This window comes from Sphingomonas natans (assembly GCF_030546695.1).
GTDB classification, from domain to species: Bacteria; Pseudomonadota; Alphaproteobacteria; order Sphingomonadales; family Sphingomonadaceae; genus Sphingomonas_I; species Sphingomonas_I natans.
Map to the genome: position 1 here is coordinate 74,686 of NZ_JAUOTP010000004.1, position 23,111 is coordinate 97,796.

Consider the following 23,111-nt stretch of genomic DNA (forward strand, 5'->3'; position numbering starts at 1 on the left):
TTGGCTATCAGCATCTGGTCGACTTTGGTGAAACCAGATCGCGCCGTTGGAAAGTGTTCTCCAAGATCGCCGCTCAGTCAACAGGGCTATCGGAGCGCGAACGATGGCCGGTTCTATTCCACCGCCATTGCGGCCAGTGAGGCCGAGCCCGCTTCGTTACCAGGCACTGGCCCCGACCGCACATAGCCAAGCTGATAGCTGATCTTGGCCGCGGTCTGATGCAAAGTCGGGCCAAGAAGCGCCATGCGCTCCGCATTGAGATAGGTTCTGGCGCTTGCAATGCTGATCGCCGCGACAATCCGCCCGGATGCGTCGCGTATCGGAGACGCGACGCCATGAATGAAATCGGGAGCCGTTCCGTGGCTCAGCACGTATCCCGCCTCGGCGCTTGCGCAGATGGCGGCTTCGACGTCCTGCGTAGGATGATCGGCAAAGGCCAGCTGCAAAGCTTCCTTCAGGTTATGACCGTTCTCATCCAGCAATAGAGCGCGCCCCAAGCTCGTCTCTGCGAGCAGACGACGCGTGCCCGGACCAGCGACGACCGTCGCGGCCTCTCGCCCCTCGCATCGCAGCAAATGTACCGAATGGGCCCCGTCTCGACGACCCAGGAACGCGGTATGGCCCGTGATCGAAGCCAACTCCTGCAAATGCCGCCGCGCAATCTTCAGAAGGTCGGTTTGATGGTCAACAGCGCTGGCCCATTGCAACAATCGGGGCCCCGCGCGCAGGGTCCCGGACGCCTCCAGAGACACAAGCCTCTTCACGATCAATACCTGCGAGAAACGTCGCAGCGTGGTGCGCGACATCCCGAAGCTTTGACCGAGCTCCGACAGGGACATCGGAGTCGATACGATCTGCTCCAGCAGGTCGAGGCCTTTATCGAGCGTGCGTGGCGGTCGCGGCCGGGAGCCGGAACGTACCTTGCGATGTTCCTCGCGCCGGTCGCTTGCGGTCACCGAATGTCCCCCAGGCACATCAGTCCGACCGCCCCGCGCGCCGCCCATTGGACGAGGCGACGCGCCAGGGTTATCGGAAGATCGGACGTTAGAAGCGCGCCTTCGCGCCGACAGTGAAGACGCGTCCGACGATATCGTAATTCTGCTTGTCCGTCGGATAGGTGAAGCCGGGATTGACGGTCGCCGGCAGCAAAGGCGCCTTCACGTTGAAGAGATTATCCACCTGTACGAACAGGGACAGGCGATTATTGTCGAATCCCTGCGACACATAAAGATCGGTGTAGATTTTGTTTGGGGCCTTTACGAAGGCAGGATCGAACGCCTCAGTGGTGGTGCGGCGATAGCTGCCGGTGAATCGCTCGGTGAGCTGTATGGTCAGGCTGCCGTTGCGATAGGCCTGTTGTACGAGCCCCCGCCACTGCGGCAAGCCGGACGTCGTCGCGACTGCCGATACGCGACCAGCCCGTTCAATGAAGTTTGCCGTCGCGTTCGCCTTCGTCTGATAGGAGTCCAGATAGGAGACGAAGGCTCGGAGATCGAGGCTGCCCGCCATTCCGACCGCCTGTTCCAGCGGGATGCTGTAGTTCGCCTCGAAGTCGATGCCTTTGACGCGCAGTTGCGCCAGGTTCTGCGGGGCGACGATGATCGTGCTCGGGAAGTTGGCAGCGCTTGTGTTGCTATAGGGCAGCGGACGGATGATGAGTGAACATACGGGCGCAGTGCCGTTGCTCAGTTCGCAGTCGTTCAGTTCGGTCTGTGCGTCCTGACTGCCGATCGCATCCTTGATCGAGATCCGATAGGCATCGATCGAGAAGGTGAGGCGGGGTGCGAATACAGGCTGCAGGACAAGTCCGCCGACCAGCGTGTTCGCCCGCTCCGGCTTCAGGTTGGCGTTGCCCGATGAGAGGATCGTCGAGGTCGAGGTAACGCCGGTGTGACGATCGGAGTTGGTCGCGACCTGCGCCTGTTGCCCCGCGAACAGGTCGAACAGGCTGGGAGCGGCAATATCGCGCGATGCGGTCACGCGCAGGCGGATGCCCTGAAGGGGCTCGTAGACGCCGCCGACCTTCCAGGTCTTCACCGATCCGCTGGTCTTGTAGTCCGTATATCGGACGGCGCCGTTCAGATCGAGGCGCCGCGCAAACGGCGCATCCTTGAAGATCGGAACTGTCAGCTCCGCATAGCCTTCCTTGACGTCCTGGCTGCCGCGCGCCGAGCCGACATTGGTCGTCGCGAACGGAAGCACCCCTGCGGGTACGCCCCGAATTCCGGTATAATCGACCGCGATCGACGGATCGGCGTTCGACGTTTGACGGAGTTTCTGCCAGCGCCCCTCTCCGCCGACGGCAAAAGCGACCGGACCGGCGGGGAGATCGAACAGGTCGCCGCGCAGATTTGCGGCAACCACATCCAGTTGGTTGACGATGCGCGACTTCGATTCCTGGCGGATATACGCCAGCGCTGCAGGATCCAGATTGCCGAGGCCCATCACGTTGATGGGCACGCAGCCTTGCGCGAGAGCCGGATTGACCAGCGTGACGCGGCAAACGATCTGGCCGGCAGGCGAGCGCACGGCATCGACGGCGGCATAGAAGTTACGGTTGTTCTGCTCGACCTGCGACAAATCAAGCTGTGCGCGGCCATGCGTATAGCTCGCATCCCAACGGAAGTTCGATCCTAGCTTTCCTTCCACGCCCGCCTGGATGTTGTAGCTCTGGGTGAGCGATGTTTGCTCGTTGCCGGCGGCATCGCTGAACAGGCGGGACATGGTGAAGCTTGGCGCCGTACCGAGCGCCGTCCTGACCGAGGGCGCCAGATACGGATTGTCAGCGAAGATCGTGATGCCGTTGCTCGTTCCAGCGCGGCGTGTCGCGAAGGCCGAGATGTAGCTCGTCTTGCTGCGGCCATAGCCGCCCTGCACAAAGGCGTTGACCGCATCGCTGAAATCGAACGACAGCCGGCCGAAGGCCTGGGTAGTGTTCAGCTTGGGCACCAGCGCGGTGGGTGGGACGACAGCTCCCTGCCCACCGATCGTGACCTGAGACGTGCCGGTGGGCGTGCCGGCAACGAACGGAGCAATGGTGCCGTTGGGATTGAACTGATTTCCCGCCAGCGGACCGGACCGGATAAGCCCTCCAAACGTCACGTCGTTGAACCGCGCGCCGGTGACCTGCGTGTAGGGGTTGTTGACCGCACCGGTTCCCACGAGGAGCGCGAGCGGCGCATAGCCCGCCCGCATGTCCTGCCGCGGCAGACCCGCATTCTCATAATGCTCGACGCTGGCCTCGATGTGGCCGCGATCGCCGGCAAATCCCTGCCCGGCGGCGATACCGAGCCGATAGGATCCGGCATCGCCATAAGTCGAGACACCGCGCTGCGCGGTAGCCTGCACGCCGTTGAACCGCTTGTTGAGGATATAGTTGACGACGCCGCTGACCGCGTCCGACCCGTATGCGGCCGATGCACCGCCGGTCACGACATCGACCCGTTCGATCAGCATCTGCGGGAGAATGTTGGAATCGACTGCATTGCTGGTCGACGTCGGCGGAACACGCGTCCCGTCGAGCAGGACGAGGACCCGCTGTGGCCCCAGGCCACGCAGGTTGAGATAATTGCCCTGGAGGCCGGCCGTGGCATTGAACGTGGCGCTGCGATACTGGCTCGACGATCCGAGGAACTGCGGCAGGCGGTTCAGGGCGTCTGGAATATTGCTTGGCGCTGTCTGTGTCAGGGCCTGCGAAGTCAGCGTGGTAACGGGCGTCGGCGCTGCGGCGCCGTTGCGGATCGTGCGCGAGCCGGTGACGACGATCTCGCTGGCGATGGCTGCGCTGGGCGGAGCCGCAGCTTCGGCGGGCGCGGCGATCACCGGCTGCGCGACGGGAGCAGATTGCGCCGAAGCGGCGCCATGGAACAGGGTGGCGCCGGCAACGCCGGTGAACAGGACCGTACGAACGCGCATCAGATATCCCCTCATAGCCTTGCAGCGCTTTGACCCATATGGCAGCGCTGTCATTTGTAAGCCAAATGCTCTATGGCGTGAAAAATTGGCGCGTCAAGAGCTGAAGCGCGGATGCTGCATTGACAGCGACACGATGCGGCGCGTGGTCATTCCGCTCGGATCGTGATGCGGACAATGGCAGCCGACGGATAGGCCAGCGTCAGGAGTTGGGTCGAACGCGCATAACGCCAGTCCGCCCCCTCGACCTCAATGGCTGGTGCTGCTCCAAAATGGACATGCGGTACGTACAGTTCCGCGAAATCAGGGCCATTGCCCTCATCCAGATCGCCGATCTCCGCGGTAAAGATGAGCCGATCGATATCGAACGTCATTTCGATCAGGCGACCGGCTGTCCGTCGGACAAAAGGCCGACAGAAGCCTGCAATCGCGCGACCGCCGGAATCCGGGTCGGCAGGATCGGTCTGCTGGTCCCGCGAGAAGATCGACAGATCCTCCTGGTTCCAGCCATCGCCGATCATGAGATCGTTGCGATTGCTCGCGGTGTAATTCCACTGGGTCGAGTGCAGTTGGAGTTGGTCCATCGCCTCGTACATCAAGGAAAGCGCCGCGACATGCTCGGCCCAAAGTTCGTCGCCATGATTCCCGGCCGCCCAGGCGGCGAAAGCCGCGCCGTGATCCAGGTCGTAGGGGATCCCGAATTCGCCGATCAGCGTCGGAGCGCCGGCAGGACCGAAGCCTCGCGCATGGCCGGCGATACGCCCCAGTTGCTCGCAATAGATCTGCTTCAGCGCGTTCCGCCCATAGGAGGTTTCGCCCGTCGCGAAATCATAGGCGGCCTCAGGCTGGAATCGCTTGGTGTACAGTGTCGAATAATCATACCAATGACTGGCATTGACCGAACGCTCGGGCATTTCTGCGGGAAACCCTTCCCCCGAGACGGCCGCATAAGGCTCGATCTCGGCGAAGACCCCCCAGGCCGGCTGGTGTGCCCGGGTGATGTCCGCCACTTTATGGAACAGCGGTGAATAGGCATCCTCTTCGGCGTTGAGCTCCCTGCCTCCGCGTCTTTGGAAGAAGTCGTCAGTCACCTCGGCGACGCGATCGCCATCGAGGCGATAGGCTCCTGCGGCCTCGAAGGGACAGTCGAGGCCGTCGCGCCAGATCGATATGCGGTTGGCATTGACGATCTTGTCGGCCGGTGCGGACAGCGCGCCGGTCTGCGGGTCGCGAACGACGAGAGGCACCGCGACCGGGATGCCGCGTGCGGCCAGCAGGCAGTCCAGAGCCGACATCGCCAGTCCGAGCCTGGGTCGAAGCGCGTTTTCGAGGGTCGGCGCCACGTGCCGATAGGTCATGCGCCGCGTGATCCAACCGGTCACGGGCTCATTCAGCGTGTCGAACCCGAGAACATTTTCGATGCCGGCGACCTTACGCGCGACCTGATCCATCGCGCCGAGATAATGCGACTGGAGAAAGTCCTGAACATTGACGCCATCGATCGTATAATCGGGTGTGAACAGGCGGCCCGTCCAAAAGAACGTCCACATGATGTTCGTCGGTGGCAGCCGGTGATTGCCGCCCCAACTCATCTGTGGGTAAGCGTCCTGCCAACCGCCGCGCTCATAATCATAAAGGTTCTGCATGACGTGCGACGCGTCCGCAGCGTGAAACTTGGTGAAGTCCAGGCCCACCGCCTCGAACGTCCACCCCGGCGCCCCGCTGCCGCCGGTCATCCGGCTCCAGACATCCTGGTGGAAGTCGATCATGACGTACAGGCCGTATTTCGCCGCCCGGCGGCAGATCTCGGCGAGGAAATCGAGATAGGCCTCGTCGTAGAGACCCGGTCCGGCATGCTCGACAGCCTCCCATGTCGTGACCAACCGGACCACATTGAAACCCCAATGGCTCAGCCGGCCGAGATGCTCGTCCGCTTCTTCGATCGGGAAGGGTCTGCCGATGAATGATACCTCACGATGATCGGCAAAATCGGTCGGGATGTTGGTTCCGCCGTCTGGATAAGGCAGCTTGCAGTCGCCGCCCAGATTCACCCCTCGCAGGATGACAGAACGGCCGGCGGTATCCCGAAACGTGTCCCCGACGATCGTCAGGCGGTCATGAGCCATGTGTGTCTCTCTTCTCGATCGGGCCGCAATGCCAGACCGCACCCGACGGGCAAGGCGCGAACGCAGCCGGACCCGATCGGGCAAGCCAAAAAGCCGTCCTGCACAGCCCGGAGGGCGACGACGTGTTAAGGCGTCCGCACAGCGACGACACCAAAGGTCGCGACCGAGAGGAGTTCGTCGCCGATATGAAGCCTCACATCCCTTTGTATCGGAAGATCGGCTATGCCTTCGGGGATTATGGGTGCAATCTGTATTGGCAGAGCATCTCGTTTTTTCTGCTTTTCTTCTACACCGATATTGTTGGAATCCCGATCGGGATTGCAGGCCTCATCTATATGGTTGCGTCGATCTTCGACGGCTGCATCGATCCGATCGCGGGCGCTCTGCTCGACCGCGGCCGTACGCGGTTCGGCCGGTACCGCCATTGGCTTCTGATCGGTGCTGTCCCGCTCGCGGCGTCCTTCGCGCTGCTTTACTGGAAACCCGTAAGCCAGGGTTATACGATGCTGACGATTTTGCTTGTCGCGCATCTGCTGTTTCGCGTCTGCTATACGGTCGTTGCCGTCCCGCTGGCTTCGCTGTCCGCGCGCATGACAGACAGTTCCACCGAGCGCACCACATTGGCATCACTGCGCATGCTGTTCGGCGCGGGCGCGACGGCGACCGTAGGTTTCGTCACGCAACCGTTGGGCGCCGCGATTGGCCATGGCGATCAGGCCCGGGGTATCTTTCTCGTAGCCCTGATCCTCGGGCTGGTTGCGACACTGGCGCTGGTGATTGCCTTCCTCTCAACGCGTGAGCCGCCGGTTAACGATCACGCGCTCGCCCGCATTCCGCTTCGTTCCTATGTGGACTCGGTGCGGCTCAACCCTGCATTCATCGCGCTTGCATTCGGATTGTTGTTCGCGACGCTATCGACAACCTCGCTCAACAAATCCTTGCTCTATTACTTCAAATATGTGGTTCACGATGAAGGCAGCGCCCGATATGCCTTGTCGTCGGGGGCACTCATCTCGCTCATACTCGCTCCCGGTTGGGCCATCCTGGGCCGTCGCGCCGGCAAACGCGTGATGTGGCTTACAGCGGTGACCTGCGGGCTAGCCGGACTGATCTGTTTCCTGATCATTCGGCCGACAGGCCCTCTAACAGCCACCGCGTTCTTCATGTGGATGCAGATCGTCACCGTCGGTATCCAGGTCAGCTATTGGGGAACGCTGCCGGATACGGTCGAGTATGGCGAATGGCGCTCGGGCGTGCGCCACGAATCGTTTTTGTTCGGGTTATTCATGTTCGTGCAGAAAGCCGGCTTTGGGCTTGCCGTGGCGATATACGGGGCTTGCCTGTCTGCGATCGGCTTTCATGCGAATGCCATGATGGCGTCGGGCACGCTGTGGGCGATCGGACTGGTCATGGCGGGCCTGTCGGCTTTCGGACTGATCGGGAGCGGGGTCGCGGCCTATCTCTCGCCGCTTCGGCTCGGTGTTCACGAACGCGTCGTTGGAAATCTCGCCGAGGCAGCGCGCACAGACGGGGCCGTTGCCTGAACGACCGGGCCGGCCGATATCGATCAACTTACCTGCGCTGTGCTCGCCCGGATCTGCAACGTGAAGGGAATCTCCTCGAGCAGTTCGGGCTCGCTCCGACGCACGAGCAACTCGACCGCCAGCGCGCCGATGTCGAGCAGCGGCTGATGGATCGTCGTGAGAGACGGCCATATGAGCCTGCTCATCGGCGTGTCATCGAACCCGGCGATGGAGAGCCCGCGCGGCACATCGATGCCAAGGTCGCGTGCAGCGATCATCACGCCGAGCGCCATCTCGTCATTGGCCGCGAAAACGGCCGTGGGCGGTGAAGCGAGAGACAACATAGCCCGCCCCGCCTCTATGCCCGACTGCACGTCGAAATAGCCTTGGGTTACATAATGCGGGCGCAGCTCGATGTCGGCGGCGGTCAGCGCATCGAGAAACCCGTCGAATCGCAGCGCCGCGCCCCGATGCTGGGGATGTCCACGGACCATTCCAATCCGCCGATGACCGAGGCTGATGAGATGCTCGGTAATCGCAGTCGCGGCGGCACGATCGCGCATGAAGATCTGCAGCCCGTGCTCATGCTCCATCGACCCGACCTGCACGACACGCACGCCCCGACGACCGATCAGGTCAACAACCTCGCGATCGTCGGAAAGCGGCGGCGTGAGGATGATGCCGTCCGGCGCCAGGACCGAGATGATCCTTTCCACCATTCCCGGCAATTCGCCCGAATGCGCATCGAGCGATTCCACCACCAGATGATATCCCAGTTCGCGGCAGCGGCGGATCGCCCCCGACTGGATCCCGCCGATATAAGCGGAGTCGCTAGCCTGATATAAATGCGCGACCAGGAAGGACTTGTTTCCGGCGAGCCGTCGCGCAGCCTGGCTGGGCTGATATCCCAGCTTACGCGCGGCGGATTCGACGCGCTCGCGAGTGGTGGGCCGGACGTGAGGTTCGTTGTTCAGGACACGCGAAACCGTCTTGATAGATACCCCTGCCAGCTCCGCCAAATCGTAGATTGTTGGCAAATGGAGCCTCCCGCCGGGTCGAATCAAGCGGACCTTGCTAGAGTACCTCGACCGCCACTGTCACCGGTCCTAGCAGACCGGACGGCACAAGGGCAGCGTCGGGGGCGTAGGGCATACGCCGTTCGCGCTGCGCCTCCTCCGGAGTTGTGCCCTCGCGCGGTCGACCGTCAGCGGCGGTGAACGTGATCTTCTTCGTCACCCCGGGCTGGACGTCACCGATCAGCCGATTCACCCACAGGTTGACGCTTCGAATTTCGAGATCGTTGGCGCCCGGCTTGGCATAGTCCGTGATGTCGATTCGGTATGGCGGCTTCCAGGCCGTCCCTGCCAATTTGCCGTTGACCCAGACCTCCGCGAGGTTGCCGACTTTGCCGAGATCGAGCCAGACCTTCTTGCCGTGGCGAAGGTCGGCGGACGAAAGCGAAACCTGCTTCGTGTACGTCGCGGTGCCGGAAAAATAGCGGATGCCCGGATCTTCATTGTCCCGGAAATCGGCAAGCTCCTTGAACGTCGCCGTCGGCGGAGCACCGCGGTCCGTCTGGAAGGCAACCTGCCAGGGGCCCCTAAGCGTCACCGGCGTCTGCCACCGCGACATAGGCTCGACATGGGCTGCTTCGGTCGCTGCCTTGCGAAACACGACGAAGACCGAGCCGAACGGATCGAGCGGAACATCGACTTCGGTTCGGTTTCCCGAGATACGATAGGAAGTCTGGCGGCTTGTGCCGGTTGCCGGGTCCCACAATTCCGGCATTTTGCCCGTGACGCGGAAGCTGCCCTTGACGGTTTCGGCGCGCTCCACCCGGTTCGCCAGATAATAAGCGCCACCGTCGTCCAGCCGCCGATGAATGAACATCACGTTGCTGTCGGGCTGCGGCTTGTCATAGCTGAAGTCCGGCTGGAGACCGATTGCCGGCAGCGCCGCCGCCGCGTCAGCCGCTGCGAACACGCGCCCCTTGCCGATCCTCGCGCTATCTTCGCCCGGCCATAACGCGTCGATCACGGCCTTCACCTTCGCCGGATCGTCGGACAAGCTTGGCGATCCTTGTGGACGCGCGCCGATCAGGATAGCGCCCTCCTCCACGAACTTCCTCATCTGCTCGAGCACGGGCAGCGTGATGCGGCTGGCCCCCGTACCGAGCAGCAGCGCACCATAACGCATGCCGGTATCGGTCACGAGTGCGCCATCCTCGACCTTCAGGCGATTGAGCAAGACGTCGCCGTTGACATAGTCGTAGCGATAGCCGTCCGGCACTGCGGGATAGCGGGTGCGGTAGAAGGTGATGACCGGATCGGCCTCGCCATAGAAGACCGCAATGTCGTTGGCGGCCCGCCCCTGCTGAAGCAAGAAAGAGGCGCGGGACAGATAATCGACCCAGGGTTTCGCCTGCTCCGCCCAGGTCTCGTTGCGCGTAAAATATTGGCCGACGCCCAGTGTCATGCCAGGGCCCTTGTCGAGGGGCTGGTGCGCCGACGTGTGGATCACGAAACGATTGACGCCGGCCAGAAGGATAGCATCCGCGGTCGTCTTGAGGTCCCAGGGCGCCGAGCCGAAGCGCGGACCGCCGGTCAGGGATTCGGCCGCAGTGATATTCTGGCCGTAGATGTGTGCGACCGAGGCAGATTCCTGGATATCGTTATAATAAACCGGCTCGATCTCGCCCGGGCGCTCGACCTGCCACATGGCCGCCATCGGAATGTCGGCCGACTGCTTCATCTCCATGCCGTCGCCCATCGTCGCGAACAGCGCCTCGTGCGCCTCGCCGTAGCGGATCATCCCGATGTTGTGGAGCATGTTCGTCAGCAGCTCATAATGGTTCTTCTTGAGCAGCTGCTGGAGGGTTCGCCGCCAATCGAACAAGAAGGCATCGCTCTGTTCGGGGCCTCCGATCTCGAAACCGGCGAGCGCCGGCAGCCATGGTGTAGGATCATAGCCGCGCAGTTGCTTGAATTCGTCCAGGATCCGGGGCGTCCAATTCTCGTTGGCAGCCTCCCAGCTGTCGAACATCATCGCCCGCACCCCGCGCTTGCCCATCAGGCCGCCGCTCGCGTCGCGATACATGCCGAGATAATGATCCATATAGCGTCTCACCGCCGCCGGATCGAGCTTGTCGACCTCCAGCCCGGTCGCCTCGGGCGAGGCCGGACGGTTCATCGCCCCCGTCAACGAATAGCCGATCCGCAGCACCACCCAATTGCCATGCGGGGCAATCCAGTCGAGCGTGCCGTCCGCCTTCATCCGATCGGTAATGTCGAGCACCTCGCTTGCCATCGGTGCCGGGGCCTTGGTGCCGGAAGGTAGCCCGTAATAATTGCCATTGGTGATGAAAGCGGCCTTCTCCTCAAAGGAGTGAACGGTCGGTTCGCCGCGCAGGATCAGCTCGTTGACGTCGACCGTGTCGGCCGGCGGTGGAGATAACCGCGCGAAGCGCGGTATGCGCGCCGGCGGTGGCAGCGGCGCCTGACGCACGCTGACAAACCGAAAATAGCGCGCTTTCGCATTGTCGATCGAGATCGTGCGCTGCGGCAGCCCTGCTTGCAGGCGCGCGCCCGTGTCCCGCCATGTGATGGCGTCATCGCTCGCCTCCAGCCGGAAGAGCGTTGGCGCAAAGCCCGGCTGCCGCGGATCGAGCGCGTCATAGTAACGAGACGAGAGCGGGGTCGCGAGCGTCAGGCCGCGGATCGTAACCGATCGACCATAATCGAACTGGATCCACGAGACGGCGCCCGTTTCGCGACCGGCCGGCAGCGCGATCGCCGCCTTCATGATATCGCCGTCGGACAAGGCCGCAGCGTCGAGGCTGCCGCCGCTCGACGTGATCCTGGGCGTCGGCAGAGCGGAATCATCGGGCGCCCGCAACGCGATCACCTTCTGGTCCGCATAATATTCCGGCGGGTTCTGGCCCGGCGCGCGGCCGCCCAGCGTCCAGCCGGCCGTGCTCGTCTGAAAAATACCGGTCGTGGTCGGTGGCTTGGGCAGTACGGCCCGGACGTGCCTGCCGCCTATGATCCGGGTCTCGGACCAGGACATCTTCTTCATCGCGTCCGGACCCGTCACCCACGGGCCGCCTGTCTCGCTCCAGCCTGGTGACGCCGCAATCCCGAGTTCGAGATCCAGCGTGTCTGCCAGCGCCGCCGCCCCCTTGAAGGCTGCCTTCCAGCCGTCGGTCATGTACGGAAGTCGTTCGGCGACGACCTGCGGCGTCGCTTGCCCGGCGTCGAAGCTCTGCAGCCCCGCAATGCCGACGCGCTTCATCCACTCCATATCCTTGCGGATGCCGTCCGGCGTGATGTTGCCGTTCATCCAGTGCCACCAGACCCGCGGACGCGCCGCAAGCCCTGGATCGACGAACCCCGCGCGCAGCAAATCCGCCTGCGACGCCGAGACGTTCGGCATCTGAGCCGCAAGCGACGCCGGGGCGACGCAGCCTGCGACCGAAGCAAGGAGATAAGCGAGCTGTTTGATCATGGTCTGACCTTCACGAGAGGCGGCCTTGGTCGGGATGGTCGCAAGAAGGATCGCCGGCTTGCCGAATATCTTCGATCCGCAAGGCGTTGGCGAAATGCTAGCCTTCGTTTCGAAACGTCGAAGGTGACGAGCCGTAATGTTTGGCAAATGCGCGCGCGAATGCCGCACTGCTGTGATATCCAGACTCGAACGCGATGCGTGACACAGGTTGCCGCGTTGCGCGCAGCGACGTCGCTGCGACTTGTAGGCGTCTGCTGCTGATCATTTCGTGGACGCTGCATCCATAGAGCTCCCGAAATCCGCGGATGAGCTTTGCGCGACCTATCCCCGCGGCGCGCGCGATCTGACAGATGGTGAGTTTTTCGGCGTAGCGCGTGACGATCAGGCGCCGGGCACGGTTGAGGTGCTCCCGGTCAGTGGCGGGGAGGCGAACATCGCCGCTGACCGAGAGAAGCTCGTTGCGAAGAAACGCGTCAATCGTTTCGCTGGTCAGTTCGTACAATTTGATCGTTCGAAAGACGATATCCGACATGTTGCCGCCAGCCGGACGGGCGAGCAGGCGGCACAGATCCTCCAGCCGAGACGTCAGAAGATACGTGCCCGGCCCGATCGCGACGTTGCACGCGTTCCTTTCCGTCTCCGCCCAGCCAGCGACCGCTGACGACGGGATACCACAAGCCAACAAGTGATGGGGTGCGACGCGAACGGCGTCTTCAAACGTAGCAGCCGCGATGATTTCGACGCGCGGCGCGGTGCCGGGCTCACTATGAAACACGAACGTCAGCCAGGGCCCCGACGCCCCGCCATCATTCTCCGTGCCAGGCAGAACCGCAAGGCGACGCGGCCCTGCCGGTGCAAATATCTCGGCGTGAGCCGGTTCGACGCCTCGGTCTCTCGTTGGGTTCCTTTCAGCCAGGGCACGGCTCGTCAAGGACAGGAACGCGGCGTCCTTCGGCTGCGATGGACGACTCTCCCGCGACGGCGCGTGCGCAAGATCGCTTCTTCCGCGCACATATTGTGCAGCGACTCCCATCAGCAATCCTTCCTTTTCTCGCGGGTAGCTGATCCGCTCAAGGCATCTGATCCGCAATTGACAGCCCTGTCAATATTAGCGCGATCGATGAGGCAGGGTCTTCCCAAGCGGGCCGCAGGACCCGCAAGCGTAGCTGGGAAAGAGGTCCGACATGCGGTGCTCGATCGAGTGTGCGTGACACTGGGTTCAGCAGCCGGCGATCCGGCTCTCGCACAAGGGGTTGGCGCCTCCCCCATGAAGGCTGCCCTTGAACCGGGTGCTGTGACGCACGCCTGTCCGCTGTCAGTGCGGCCCAGCCTTCGCGCGCCGGCGATAGGCATGCAGAACCGGCTCGGTATAGCCGTTCGGCTGGGCCACCCCGTCGAAAACGAGTGCGCGTGCGGCCTGGAACGCCAGGCTCCGGTCCTTCGCATTGGCCATCGGCCGATACATCGGATCCCCGACGTTTTGGGCATCGACCTTGGCGGCCATGCGCCGCAGCGCTGCCTCCGCGTCCTCTTGCGTCGCAACGCCATGCAGCAGCCAATTGGCCATATGCTGCGAGGAAATGCGCAACGTCGCCCGATCCTCCATCAGACCGACATCGTGAATATCGGGGACTTTCGAGCAGCCTACGCCCTGGTCGATCCAGCGGACGACATAGCCAAGAATACCCTGCGCATTGTTCTCGAGTTCGTCACGGACCTCGGCCTCCGACCAGTTGATTCCGCCGGCGAGCGGAATGGTCAGGAGATTCTCCAGACTATCGATCGGTTCGGCAAGGCGTTGCTCGCGGCAAGAAAAGACGTCGACGGCATGATAGTGCGTCGCGTGCAGCGTCGCCGCAGTCGGCGACGGCACCCAGGCCGTGTTGGCACCCGTCCTGGGATGTCCGATCTTCTGCTCGAGCATGTCGGCCATGCGATCCGGCGCGGCCCACATGCCCTTGCCGATCTGCGCCTTGCCTGACAGCCCGCATGCGAGCCCGATCTGGACGTTGCGATTTTCATAAGCGCGGATCCAGTCGGCCGACTTCATGTCACCCTTGCGCATCATCGCACCGGCCCGCATCGACGTGTGCATCTCGTCCCCGGTCCGGTCCAGGAAGCCGGTATTGATGAAGACGATCCGGTTCCTGACCGCCTCGATACAGGCTGCGAGATTGGCGGAAGTGCGACGCTCCTCGTCCATCACCCCCACCTTTACGGTGTAACGTTCCAGCCCCAGCAGATCCTCCACGGCGTCAAACAAGCGGTTCGTGAAAGCCACTTCTTCGGGGCCATGCATCTTCGGTTTGACAATATAGACGGACCCGGCGCGGCTATTCTTGTACGGACCGTCGCTTGCGAGATCGTGCATTGCGATGAGAGTCGTCAGGATAGCATCGAGAATGCCTTCCGGAGCCTCGGATCCATCCGCGAGCAGGACTGCCGGCGTCGTCATCAGATGGCCGACATTGCGGACGAAGAGCAGGCTGCGGCCCGGCAACACGAAGGGCGTCCCGTTCGGCGCAACATAGGTACGATCGACCTCGAGGCGGCGCGTGACGGGATGCCCGCCTTTCGCGAATGTCGCCTCGAGATCGCCCTTCATCAAGCCGAGCCAGTTGGCATAAGCCGCGACCTTATCGTCGCCGTCCACCGCGGCCACCGAGTCTTCCAGATCCACGATCGTCGATAGCGCTGACTCCAGGACCAGATCCGCGATCCCGGCCGGGTCTTCGCGTCCGATCGGATGCGTCGGATCGATCACCAGCTCGATATGCAGCCCATGGTTCTTGAAGAGCAGGTTGGCGCCCGCCCGACCGACCAGTTGCGAAGGATCGGCGAGCACGGGCTCACCACCGCTGAAATCGGCCCAACTCCCGTCGGCCAGCGGGACAGCGCCGTCCAGGAACGCCTTGGCCCAAGCGATCACCTGCGCGCCACGGTCGCGATCATAGCTACCGGGCTTCGGCGTACCCGGCAGCGCGTCGGTGCCGTAGAGCGCGTCGTAAAGGCTGCCCCATCGCGCATTCGCAGCATTCAGCGTGAAGCGAGCATTGAGGACGGGAACGACCAGCTGCGGCCCTGCCAGCAAGCCGACCTCGGCGTCCACATTGTCCGTCGCGATCGCGAAGGGAGCGGGCTCTTCGACCAGATAGCCTATCTCACGCAGAAAGCCCGTATAGTCGGCGCTCTCGAACCGACGCCCCGCCCGCTCGTCATGCCAAGCGTCGATCTTGCTCTGCATATCGTCGCGGATTTTGAGAAGGCGCGCGTTCTCGGGCGCGAACGCCGTAAAGATCGTGGCCATTCCCTGCCAGAAAGCCTCCGGCGCGATGCCTGTGCCGGGCAATGCCCGATCCTCGATGAACCGGACGAGGCTGCCCGCAACTATCAGTCCTGCTCTCTCGATCATCGCGCGATCCTCAACCCTGTGCCTTGAGACGTGCGGCCGTAATGCCGGCAAGTGCCGCTGCCTCGTCATTGTCGGAGGTGTCTCCGGTCACGCCGACCGCGCCGATCGTGATGCCCGCCGCGTCGACCACGATAACGCCTCCCGCCGCCGGCACGATGCCTTTGGGTGCCAGTGCAGCGAGCGCGGCGACGAACGTGGGCCGATCGGCCGCCATCACGCCGATCGCCCGGCTGCTGACCCCCAGCGCCAGCGCGCTCGCCGCCTTGCCGGTTGCGATCTCCGGCCTGAGCGTGGAGGCGCCGTCGGCGCGCTGCAGAGCGATCGCATGGCCGCCCGCATCCAGTACCACCACCGTCAGCGGCTTGAAGTTCGCGGTCCGTCCGTGATCGAGCGCGGCCGTGATGATGATGTTGGCCTGGTCGAGTGAAATCATCAGTGCCTCCGATTGAAAGTGACGAGCGCCTCGGGCGCTGGGCCGCCTGTCGCCCAGTCGAGAAGCTCGACGATGTGAACGATGGGCGTGGTCGTGAAACGGGCGATCTGGGTCGCGCAGCCGACATTTCCGGTTGCGATCAGGTCGGCTCCTAGACGCGCGAGATTGTCCGCTTTGCGCCTGCCGAGCTGCCCCGCAATCTGTGGCTGGAGAATGTTATAGGTGCCCGCCGAGCCGCAACAGATATGCGCTTCGATCGGCGTGCGCACCGTATAGCCCATCTGCGCGAGCAGTCGCCGGGGGGCTTCGGTCACTTTCTGCCCGTGCTGCAGAGAGCAGGCGGCCTGATAGGCGACGACGAGGCCGCGCCCGTCACCAGGCGGAAGGTCTAGCGTGACGAGAAATTCGCATATGTCCCGCGCCAATGCCGAAATCCGTTCTGCTTTCGCCGCATAGGCGGGATCGTCGCGAAGCAGGAAACCATAGTCCTTGATCGCCGTGCCGCACCCGGAAGCGGTGACGAGGATGGCATCGATCTCGCCATGCTCGATGTCTGCAATCCAGGCATCGATGTTGCGCCGTGCGGCTTCGAGGCCGTCGCTTTCCCGGCCCATATGATGGGTGAGAGCGCCGCAGCACCCTTCGCCCGCCGCGAAGGACACGGTCATGCCACAGCGATTCAGCAGGCGAATGGCCGCCGCGCGATATTGCGGCTTGAGGACCGGCTCGGCGCAGCCCTGTAGGAGCAGGACGCGCCGCCGCCCGGCGATCGACTGCCGCGCCGCGACGGCTGGGGACAGATGGGCAGGTGCGAGCTCGATCATCCCGCCGAGCCGCGCCGGCAGCCAGTGCGCGAAGGGCTTTGCGAAGCGCGCCAGCGCAAGCGCCAGTCGGAAGCGACGCGGAAAGGGCAGCGTCCAGGCCAGCAGCAACCGGATCAGCCGATCGCCGAGCGGTCGGCGATAGCGCTGTTCGATATACGTGCGGGCATGATCCACCAGATGCATATAGTTTACGCCCGAGGGGCAGGTCGTCATGCAGGACAGGCATGACAGGCACCGATCGACGTGCTTGACGATCTCAGCCGTCGGCGCCCGCTCCCCCTCCAGCATGTCCTTCATCAGATAGATCCGCCCCCGCGGACTATCGAGCTCGTCGCCCAGCAGTAAATAGGTGGGGCACGTCGCCGTACAGAAGCCGCAATGGACGCACTTGCGGATCACTGCCTCGGACGCAGCCATCGCCGGGTCCGCGAGTTGCGCCGCGGAAAATTCAGTGCGCATCGAACCGCCCCGTCTCGAAGATACCGGCCGGATCGAAAGCACGACGAACGCGCTCCTCGAGCCTAGCGAGCATGGCCGGCTGCGGGTGAAACGTCGGCGCGCCACCGCCCCGGATCAGCATCGCCTTGCCATCCAGAAGTTCGGCAGCCCCGCGCACCGGTTCGGCATCGCCGCCGCCGAGCCAGACCAGCCCTCCGCCCCAGTCCGCCAGCCACGGCCGATCGAGCCGCTCCACGAACGCAGCAAAGCTCTTTGGGGGAAGGCTGACCCGCCACAGCACCGCCTGTTCACGCAATGGCGCGAGTGTTCGCATCGTCTCCCAGACGTCGCCGTCAATCTCGTCGGTAGCGCCAAAATCGGCCAATGCCGCCCTTAGCGTTTCCGTCCGCGCATCGATCGAAGGACGCGCACCCTGCAGGCGGAAGACGGTGCGCGACGGCGCTCCGGCCTGCATCGGGATGAAGGCGGCACCGGAGACGTCGGCGGTGGAGCCCTGCACGCGCGCCATCGCCCGATAGGCGCGGCCCGGATCCAGACCGACAACCGCGAAGCTCGAAGTTTCGCGCGGTACCGGCAGCACCTTCACGGTCAATTCGGTGAGCGCCGCGAGCCGCCCCCAGCTTCCTGCGATTATCTTCGGCAGATCATAGCCCGTGACATTCTTCACCACCTCGGCGCCGCCTACGAAAGCCTCGCCCCGCCCCGAAATCGCGCGAAATCCGAGCAGATGGTCGCGCGCGCCACCGCGGAAAGGCCGGGCCGATCCGGCAACGCCCGCCGCAATCACGCCGCCGATTGTCGCGTGCCCCGATTGCGCACCGAAGATCGGACCATGGTCGAAAGGCTCGAAGCCCAGCATCTGCCGATCGGCCGCAACCAGCGCCTCGACCTCTGCCAGCGGCGTCGCAGGCCGCACCGTGAGCACCAATTCGGCAGGGTCATAATCGACGATCCCCGCAAAGGCGGACATGTCCACGATATCGGCGATGCCGGCCCTCCACCCGATTTGCGCTTTGCTCCCGCCGGCACGCAATTCCAGCTTGCGGCCGGCTGCGGCGGCATCAGAGATCAGCGCACCGAGCGCCTGCTCATCATTTGGTCGATGGACGCACATCAGAAGCGCGGCAGATCGGGATGCGGGACCTGACCGCGATGCACGTGGACGCGGCCGAGCTCCGCGCATCGATGAAGCGTCGGGAATACCTTGCCCGGATTGAGCAGCAGATCCGGATCGAACGCGCATTTCACGCGCTGCTGCTGTGCGAGATCGTTTTCGGAGAACATCTCCGGCATCAGATCCCTTTTCTCGACCCCGACGCCATGCTCGCCCGTGAGGACGCCTCCGACCTCCACGCACAGCCGAAGGATCGCACTGCCAAAGGCCTCCGCGCGCTCCAATTGCCCAGGGATGTTCGCATCGTAGAGGATCAGCGGGTGCAGATTGCCGTCGCCGGCGTGGAACACATTGGCGACCTTCAATCCGAAGTCGTCGCTCATCCGGTCCATGCGCTGGAGAACCTCCGGCAGGCGGCGCCTCGGGATCGTGCCGTCCATGCAATAATAATCCGGGGCAAGTTGACCCGTCGCTGGAAAGGCGGCCTTGCGGCCCGCCCAGAACGCGACCCTTTCCTGCTCATCGCGCGACGCGCGCAGCGTCGTTGCACCGTTCCGCCGCGCGATCGCCGCAACCTCGTCCGCGAGATACGTGCACTCCGCCTCGGGGCCATCGAGTTCGACGATCAGCAGCGCATCGACGTCGAGAGGGTAGCCGACGCGCACGAACGCCTCGGCGCAATGGATCGCAGGGCGGTCCATCATCTCCATGCCCGCCGGTATGATCCCGGCGGCGATGATCTCGGCAACGGCTTGGCCTGCGCCCTGCACGGTGGCGAAGCCCATCAGAAGCGCCTTCGCGGTTTCGGGGGTCGCCAGGAGACGGACCGTCACCTCGGTGACCACGCCGAGCAACCCTTCCGATCCAACGATGAGCCCCAGCAAATCGAGGCCGCCCGGGTCGAGCGCGCGTCCCCCGATCCGCACGATCTCGCCATCGATCGTGACGAGTTCAACCGCCAGGACATTGTTGGTCGTCAGGCCATATTTCAGGCAGTGTACGCCGCCCGAATTCTCCGCAACGTTGCCGCCGATGGAACAGGCGATCTGGCTCGACGGATCCGGCGCATAATAGAAGCCACGATCTTCGACAGCACGTGTGATCGCGAGATTTGTGACGCCCGGCTGCACGATGGCGACCCGATCGTCATAGTCGATCTCCAATATGCGATTGAGCTTCGACAGGCCGAGCAAGACGCCGTCCTCCAACGGCAGCGCCCCGCCGGACAGCGATGTGCCCGACCCGCGTGGAACGACCCGCACGCCCGCATCGCGACACCAGACCAGGATAGCAGCGACCTGCTCCTTGGTATCAGGCAACACGACGACGAGCGGAATCTGCCGATAGGCGGTCAGCGCGTCCGATTCATAGGCACGCCGCCCGTCGAGATCGTCGATCACGCCTTCGCCGGGGACGATCGCGCGCAACGCGGCCACGATCTCTGCGCGTCGCGCAAGGATGTCGGGCTTCGGCTCGGGCATTTTCAGTGTCATGGCGCGTCCGTCAGTCTAGCGCCGGGCCGACTGCGTCACTAGGGGACAAACTCAGCAATCACTTTCCTTTGTCAGGAACGAATGGGCATGGATCGGGACTATGCGCTGTACGCCCGCATCGTCGCGGCAGGCAGCCTGTCCGGGGCGGGCAGGGCATTGGGCGTTTCTCCCTCGTGGGTCTCCAAGCGTTTGTCGGACCTCGAGCAGAGGCTGGGCTCGCAACTGATAACGCGTTCGACCAGGCGGCTCGCGCTGACCGCAGCCGGCGTCCGCTTCCATGCCGATGTGCTCGCGATCCTGGCGGCAGCGGCGGCCGCAGAGGCCCGGGTGAAGCAGATGGACAATGTTCCGTCAGGCCCGTTGCGCATCACGGCACCGACATCGTTCGGCCGGCTGCACATCGCGCCCTACCTCAAACCTTTCCTGGATCTTTATCCGGCGATCCAGCTCTCGATGGATTTGTCGGATCGCTTCGTGGACCTTGCCGGCGAGGGGATCGACATCGCCGTCCGCATCACGGCCGCCGTCGATCCGCGTTTGGCTGTCGATCGATTGGGAGACAGTCCGCGCGTCCTGTGCGCCGCACCGGCCTATCTCGTCGATCATGGGGCGCCGCCGTCGCTGGATAGCCTTGGCAGCCATCGGCTCCTGGCCGCGAACGGACAATTGCCCTGGCGACTGAGCGGACCCGATGGCGAAGCCGTCGTCACCGCGCCGAGCGCGGTCGAGACCAACTCCAGCGAAGTCGTGCGCGAACTCGCGCTGGCCGGCGTGGGGATAGCGCTGCGCTCGTTGTGGGACGTGCAGGCCGATCTCGCCAGCAACCGCCTGATCCGGGTCCTGCCGGATTACGAAGGCAGCAGCGAGGTCGGCATCTATGCGGTACATCTGCGCACCACGCGCCCGAGACCGGCGCTGTTGGCCTTCCGCGACTTCCTCACGGATGTCGTCGCCAGGTCGATCCGCCGGAACATCGTCGAATGAGGTACGCAGCATCGTTTGTCTACGAGGCGGGACGGTAGACGATCGGGTCACCGCTCCCGCGACGCGGGACACAGGGTCTCAAGGCTGGATTGATGCGGCCTCCATCGTTGTCCTTTCCTCGAGCGTCGCATCGCCTGACGAGGCGCCGACGGCGACACGATAGTCCCCTGCAGGCACGGACCAGCGATGCGCAGCCGTATCGAAATTCGCGAGGAGGCGGTTGTCGACCGTCATCGTGACGCGCTTCTTTTCGCCGGGCGCGAGCGAAACCTTCTGGAAGCCGATCAATCTCTTGAGCTTCCTGCCGCCCGCTTGCGTGAGATAGGCTTGCGGCACGTCCATGCCGGCGCGGTCGCCCACATTGGCCACGTCGAAGCTCACGGACATGGTTCGACCGCCTTGTATGCTCAGGCTGGAATACGTGAATTGCGTATAGGAAAGGCCGAAACCGAACGGAAAGAGCGGATCGTGGCCGGTTTTTGCAATGTAGCGATAGCCGACATCCGCACCTTCGTCATGATCGGCATCGACATGCGCACCCGGTGCGGCCGACATGCCTGCAATGTCCATCCGCGGAAGCTGCTGCGCGGATCTTGGAAAAGTCATCGGCAGCCGCCCGGAAGGCACCACGCGTCCGAACAGGACATCGGCAACCGCATCGCCTCCGCCCGCGCCGCCATACCATGCCTCGAGCACGCCCGCCGTTTGGTTGAGCCATGGCATCACGACCGGACCGCCTGTCTCCAGCACGACGATCGTCTTGGGGTTTACCGCTGCGACAGCCGAGATCAGCGCATCCTGACCGTTCGGCAAGGTAAGGTCAGGCGCGTCGGCGCCTTCGGCCATCCACTTCGACGCGAAGACGATGACGATATCCGCTTTCTTCGCGCGGGCGGTCGCAGCTCCGATATATTGTCCGTCATCGAACGAGACTGTCGCTCCACCTGCCCGCGCGCGGATCGAGTCATAAGGGCTTGGCCCCTGCAATACCATTCGGCGCCACGCGGCCATCTCCGTGACGCCGCCTGTCCCGAGCTCGATGATCTGTTTGGCAGTCACGTCGGGCGGAAAGACCTGCGACGACCCCCCTCCTGACATCATGCCGCGATCCGCATATTGCCCGATCACAAGGATCGTCTTTGCAGATGCGGCCAGCGGCAGCGCACCCTCGCGGTTGCGCAGCAGGACGATACCCTGCCGTTCCACTTCCTCCGCGACCTTACGGTTGCCAGCATAGTCGATCGGCCGTCGCTGCGCCGGCAGCGGATCGTCCATGAGCCCGGTGGCGATCATCGAGTGCAATATGCGCCCGGTCATGTCCCGCAGTCGGGCGGCGGGAACGGTGCCGGCCTGAACCGCCGCTTTGAGCGGCGCGCCGAACCACACCTGTTTGTCGATCTGCTCGCCCGACTGCTGATCGAGCCCTTTGATGGCGAAATCGGTAGCATACACAGCGCCCCAATCCGACATCACCCAGCCCGGATACGACCAGTCCTCCTTGAGGACGCGATTCAGCAGGAAATCATTGCCGCAGGCCTGGGCCCCGCCCACCAGATTATATGCGCACATCACGGAGCCCGGCTGCCCCCGCTCGATGCCGATCTCGAAGGCCAGAAGATCACTTTCCCGGAATGCCCCCTCCTCAATCCGCTCATTCACGACATGCCGCAGCGTTTCCTGATCGTTGAGCGCGAAATGCTTGATCGTCGAGATGATGTGGTTGCTTTGGACACCGCGAATGGATGCACCTGCCAGCGTGCCGGCCAGCAGGGGATCCTCGCCGAGATATTCGAAATTGCGGCCAGAGCGCGGATCGCGCGTCAGGTTGACGCCACCCGCAAGAAGCACGTTGAACCCTTTTGCGCGCGCTTCGGCGCCGATCATCTTGCCGCCGGCATAAGCAAGATCCGGGTTGAACGTCGCCGCCAGCGCGAGGCCCGATGGCAATGCCGTTGCCCCGTCAGCGCCGCGAAAGCGCATGGGGTTCGTCACGCCGAGGCTCGCATCCGTCTCGTAAAGCGCGGGGATGCCCAGACGCGCGACCCCTGGCACGAACCCCGCCGCCAGTGGGATGCCGGGGGGCACGGTCCGGCCCTTGATCGGAACTGCCGCTATGCCGTGGACCAGGGAGATGCGCTCGTCGAGCGTCAGCCGCGCATTGAGCAGGTCCGCCCGCTGCTTGCTCGAAAGCGATTTGTTCATCCACGGTCGCGCAGGCGGCGCGGCAGCGGTCGCCACGCCCGTCAGCGCCGTCATCGCCAGCATTATCGTTGCTCGCACCCGCGCGGTCTTGGCCATCATCGTCCCCCTATCCTTCGATTCGTTGTC

Annotated in this window: 14 protein-coding genes; 2 read left to right on the forward strand and 12 right to left on the reverse strand. The window is 63.7% G+C overall.

Annotation, left to right across the window (positions count from 1 at the left end; translation table 11 throughout):
- Positions 1 to 113 precede the first annotated feature (113 nt).
- The 3 genes from Q4F19_RS10005 to Q4F19_RS10015 form a co-directional block, all read right to left on the reverse strand.
- Positions 114 to 956, reverse strand: a complete 843-nt coding sequence (locus Q4F19_RS10005; protein WP_303542135.1) for an IclR family transcriptional regulator — start codon at positions 954 to 956, stop codon at positions 114 to 116.
- 88 nt (positions 957 to 1,044) lie between these two features.
- Positions 1,045 to 3,915 (reverse strand): TonB-dependent receptor domain-containing protein, encoded by a 2,871-nt coding sequence (locus Q4F19_RS10010; RefSeq protein WP_303542137.1) that lies wholly within the window; start codon positions 3,913 to 3,915, stop codon positions 1,045 to 1,047.
- Positions 3,916 to 4,061: 146 nt separating this feature from the next.
- Positions 4,062 to 6,038 (reverse strand): glycoside hydrolase family 5 protein, encoded by a 1,977-nt coding sequence (locus tag Q4F19_RS10015; protein ID WP_303542140.1) that lies wholly within the window; start codon positions 6,036 to 6,038, stop codon positions 4,062 to 4,064.
- 2 nt (positions 6,039 to 6,040) lie between these two features.
- Between Q4F19_RS10015 and Q4F19_RS10020 the strand changes: the two genes are divergently transcribed.
- Positions 6,041 to 7,582: an MFS transporter gene (locus Q4F19_RS10020; RefSeq protein ID WP_303542142.1), complete on the forward strand. Its 1,542-nt coding sequence runs from the start codon at positions 6,041 to 6,043 to the stop codon at positions 7,580 to 7,582.
- Between the two features lie 23 nt (positions 7,583 to 7,605).
- Here the strand turns inward: Q4F19_RS10020 and Q4F19_RS10025 are convergent, their stop codons facing one another.
- The 8 genes from Q4F19_RS10025 to Q4F19_RS10060 all read right to left on the reverse strand — a co-directional run bounded on the left by Q4F19_RS10025 (position 7,606) and on the right by Q4F19_RS10060 (position 19,799).
- Positions 7,606 to 8,580 carry a LacI family DNA-binding transcriptional regulator gene (locus Q4F19_RS10025; RefSeq protein WP_303542144.1) on the reverse strand — a complete coding sequence of 325 codons (975 nt, stop codon included), beginning with the start codon at positions 8,578 to 8,580 and terminating at the stop codon, positions 7,606 to 7,608.
- Between the two features lie 55 nt (positions 8,581 to 8,635).
- Positions 8,636 to 12,064, reverse strand: coding sequence for a glycosyl hydrolase (locus Q4F19_RS10030; protein ID WP_303542146.1), 3,429 nt, complete (start codon positions 12,062 to 12,064; stop codon positions 8,636 to 8,638).
- A gap of 97 nt (positions 12,065 to 12,161) precedes the next feature.
- A complete protein-coding gene (locus Q4F19_RS10035; RefSeq protein WP_303542148.1) occupies positions 12,162 to 12,839 on the reverse strand; it encodes a helix-turn-helix transcriptional regulator in 678 nt (225 codons plus the stop codon).
- A 540-nt stretch (positions 12,840 to 13,379) separates the two neighbouring features.
- Entirely contained in the window at positions 13,380 to 15,476 is a 2,097-nt protein-coding gene (locus Q4F19_RS10040) for a malate synthase G (RefSeq protein WP_303542149.1), read from the reverse strand.
- A gap of 10 nt (positions 15,477 to 15,486) precedes the next feature.
- Positions 15,487 to 15,909: a GlcG/HbpS family heme-binding protein gene (locus Q4F19_RS10045; RefSeq protein ID WP_303542150.1), complete on the reverse strand. Its 423-nt coding sequence runs from the start codon at positions 15,907 to 15,909 to the stop codon at positions 15,487 to 15,489.
- Complete coding sequence (glcF, locus tag Q4F19_RS10050; protein ID WP_303542151.1) at positions 15,909 to 17,192, reverse strand: glycolate oxidase subunit GlcF; 1,284 nt, start codon at positions 17,190 to 17,192, stop codon at positions 15,909 to 15,911. Before glcF ends, Q4F19_RS10045 begins: the two co-directional genes overlap by 1 nt.
- On the reverse strand, positions 17,182 to 18,306 hold the full coding sequence (locus Q4F19_RS10055; RefSeq protein WP_303542153.1) for an FAD-binding protein: 1,125 nt from the start codon (positions 18,304 to 18,306) through the stop codon (positions 17,182 to 17,184). Before Q4F19_RS10055 ends, glcF begins: the two co-directional genes overlap by 11 nt.
- Positions 18,306 to 19,799: an FAD-linked oxidase C-terminal domain-containing protein gene (locus Q4F19_RS10060; RefSeq protein WP_303542155.1), complete on the reverse strand. Its 1,494-nt coding sequence runs from the start codon at positions 19,797 to 19,799 to the stop codon at positions 18,306 to 18,308. Before Q4F19_RS10060 ends, Q4F19_RS10055 begins: the two co-directional genes overlap by 1 nt.
- An 87-nt stretch (positions 19,800 to 19,886) precedes the next feature.
- On the opposite strand from Q4F19_RS10060, the gene Q4F19_RS10065 reads away from it, so the two are divergent.
- Positions 19,887 to 20,783 carry a LysR family transcriptional regulator gene (locus Q4F19_RS10065; RefSeq protein WP_303542157.1) on the forward strand — a complete coding sequence of 299 codons (897 nt, stop codon included), beginning with the start codon at positions 19,887 to 19,889 and terminating at the stop codon, positions 20,781 to 20,783.
- Between the two features lie 78 nt (positions 20,784 to 20,861).
- Here Q4F19_RS10065 and Q4F19_RS10070 read toward each other — a convergent pair whose 3' ends face one another.
- Positions 20,862 to 23,084 carry a beta-glucosidase gene (locus Q4F19_RS10070; protein WP_303542158.1) on the reverse strand — a complete coding sequence of 741 codons (2,223 nt, stop codon included), beginning with the start codon at positions 23,082 to 23,084 and terminating at the stop codon, positions 20,862 to 20,864.
- Positions 23,085 to 23,111: the final 27 nt, after the last annotated feature.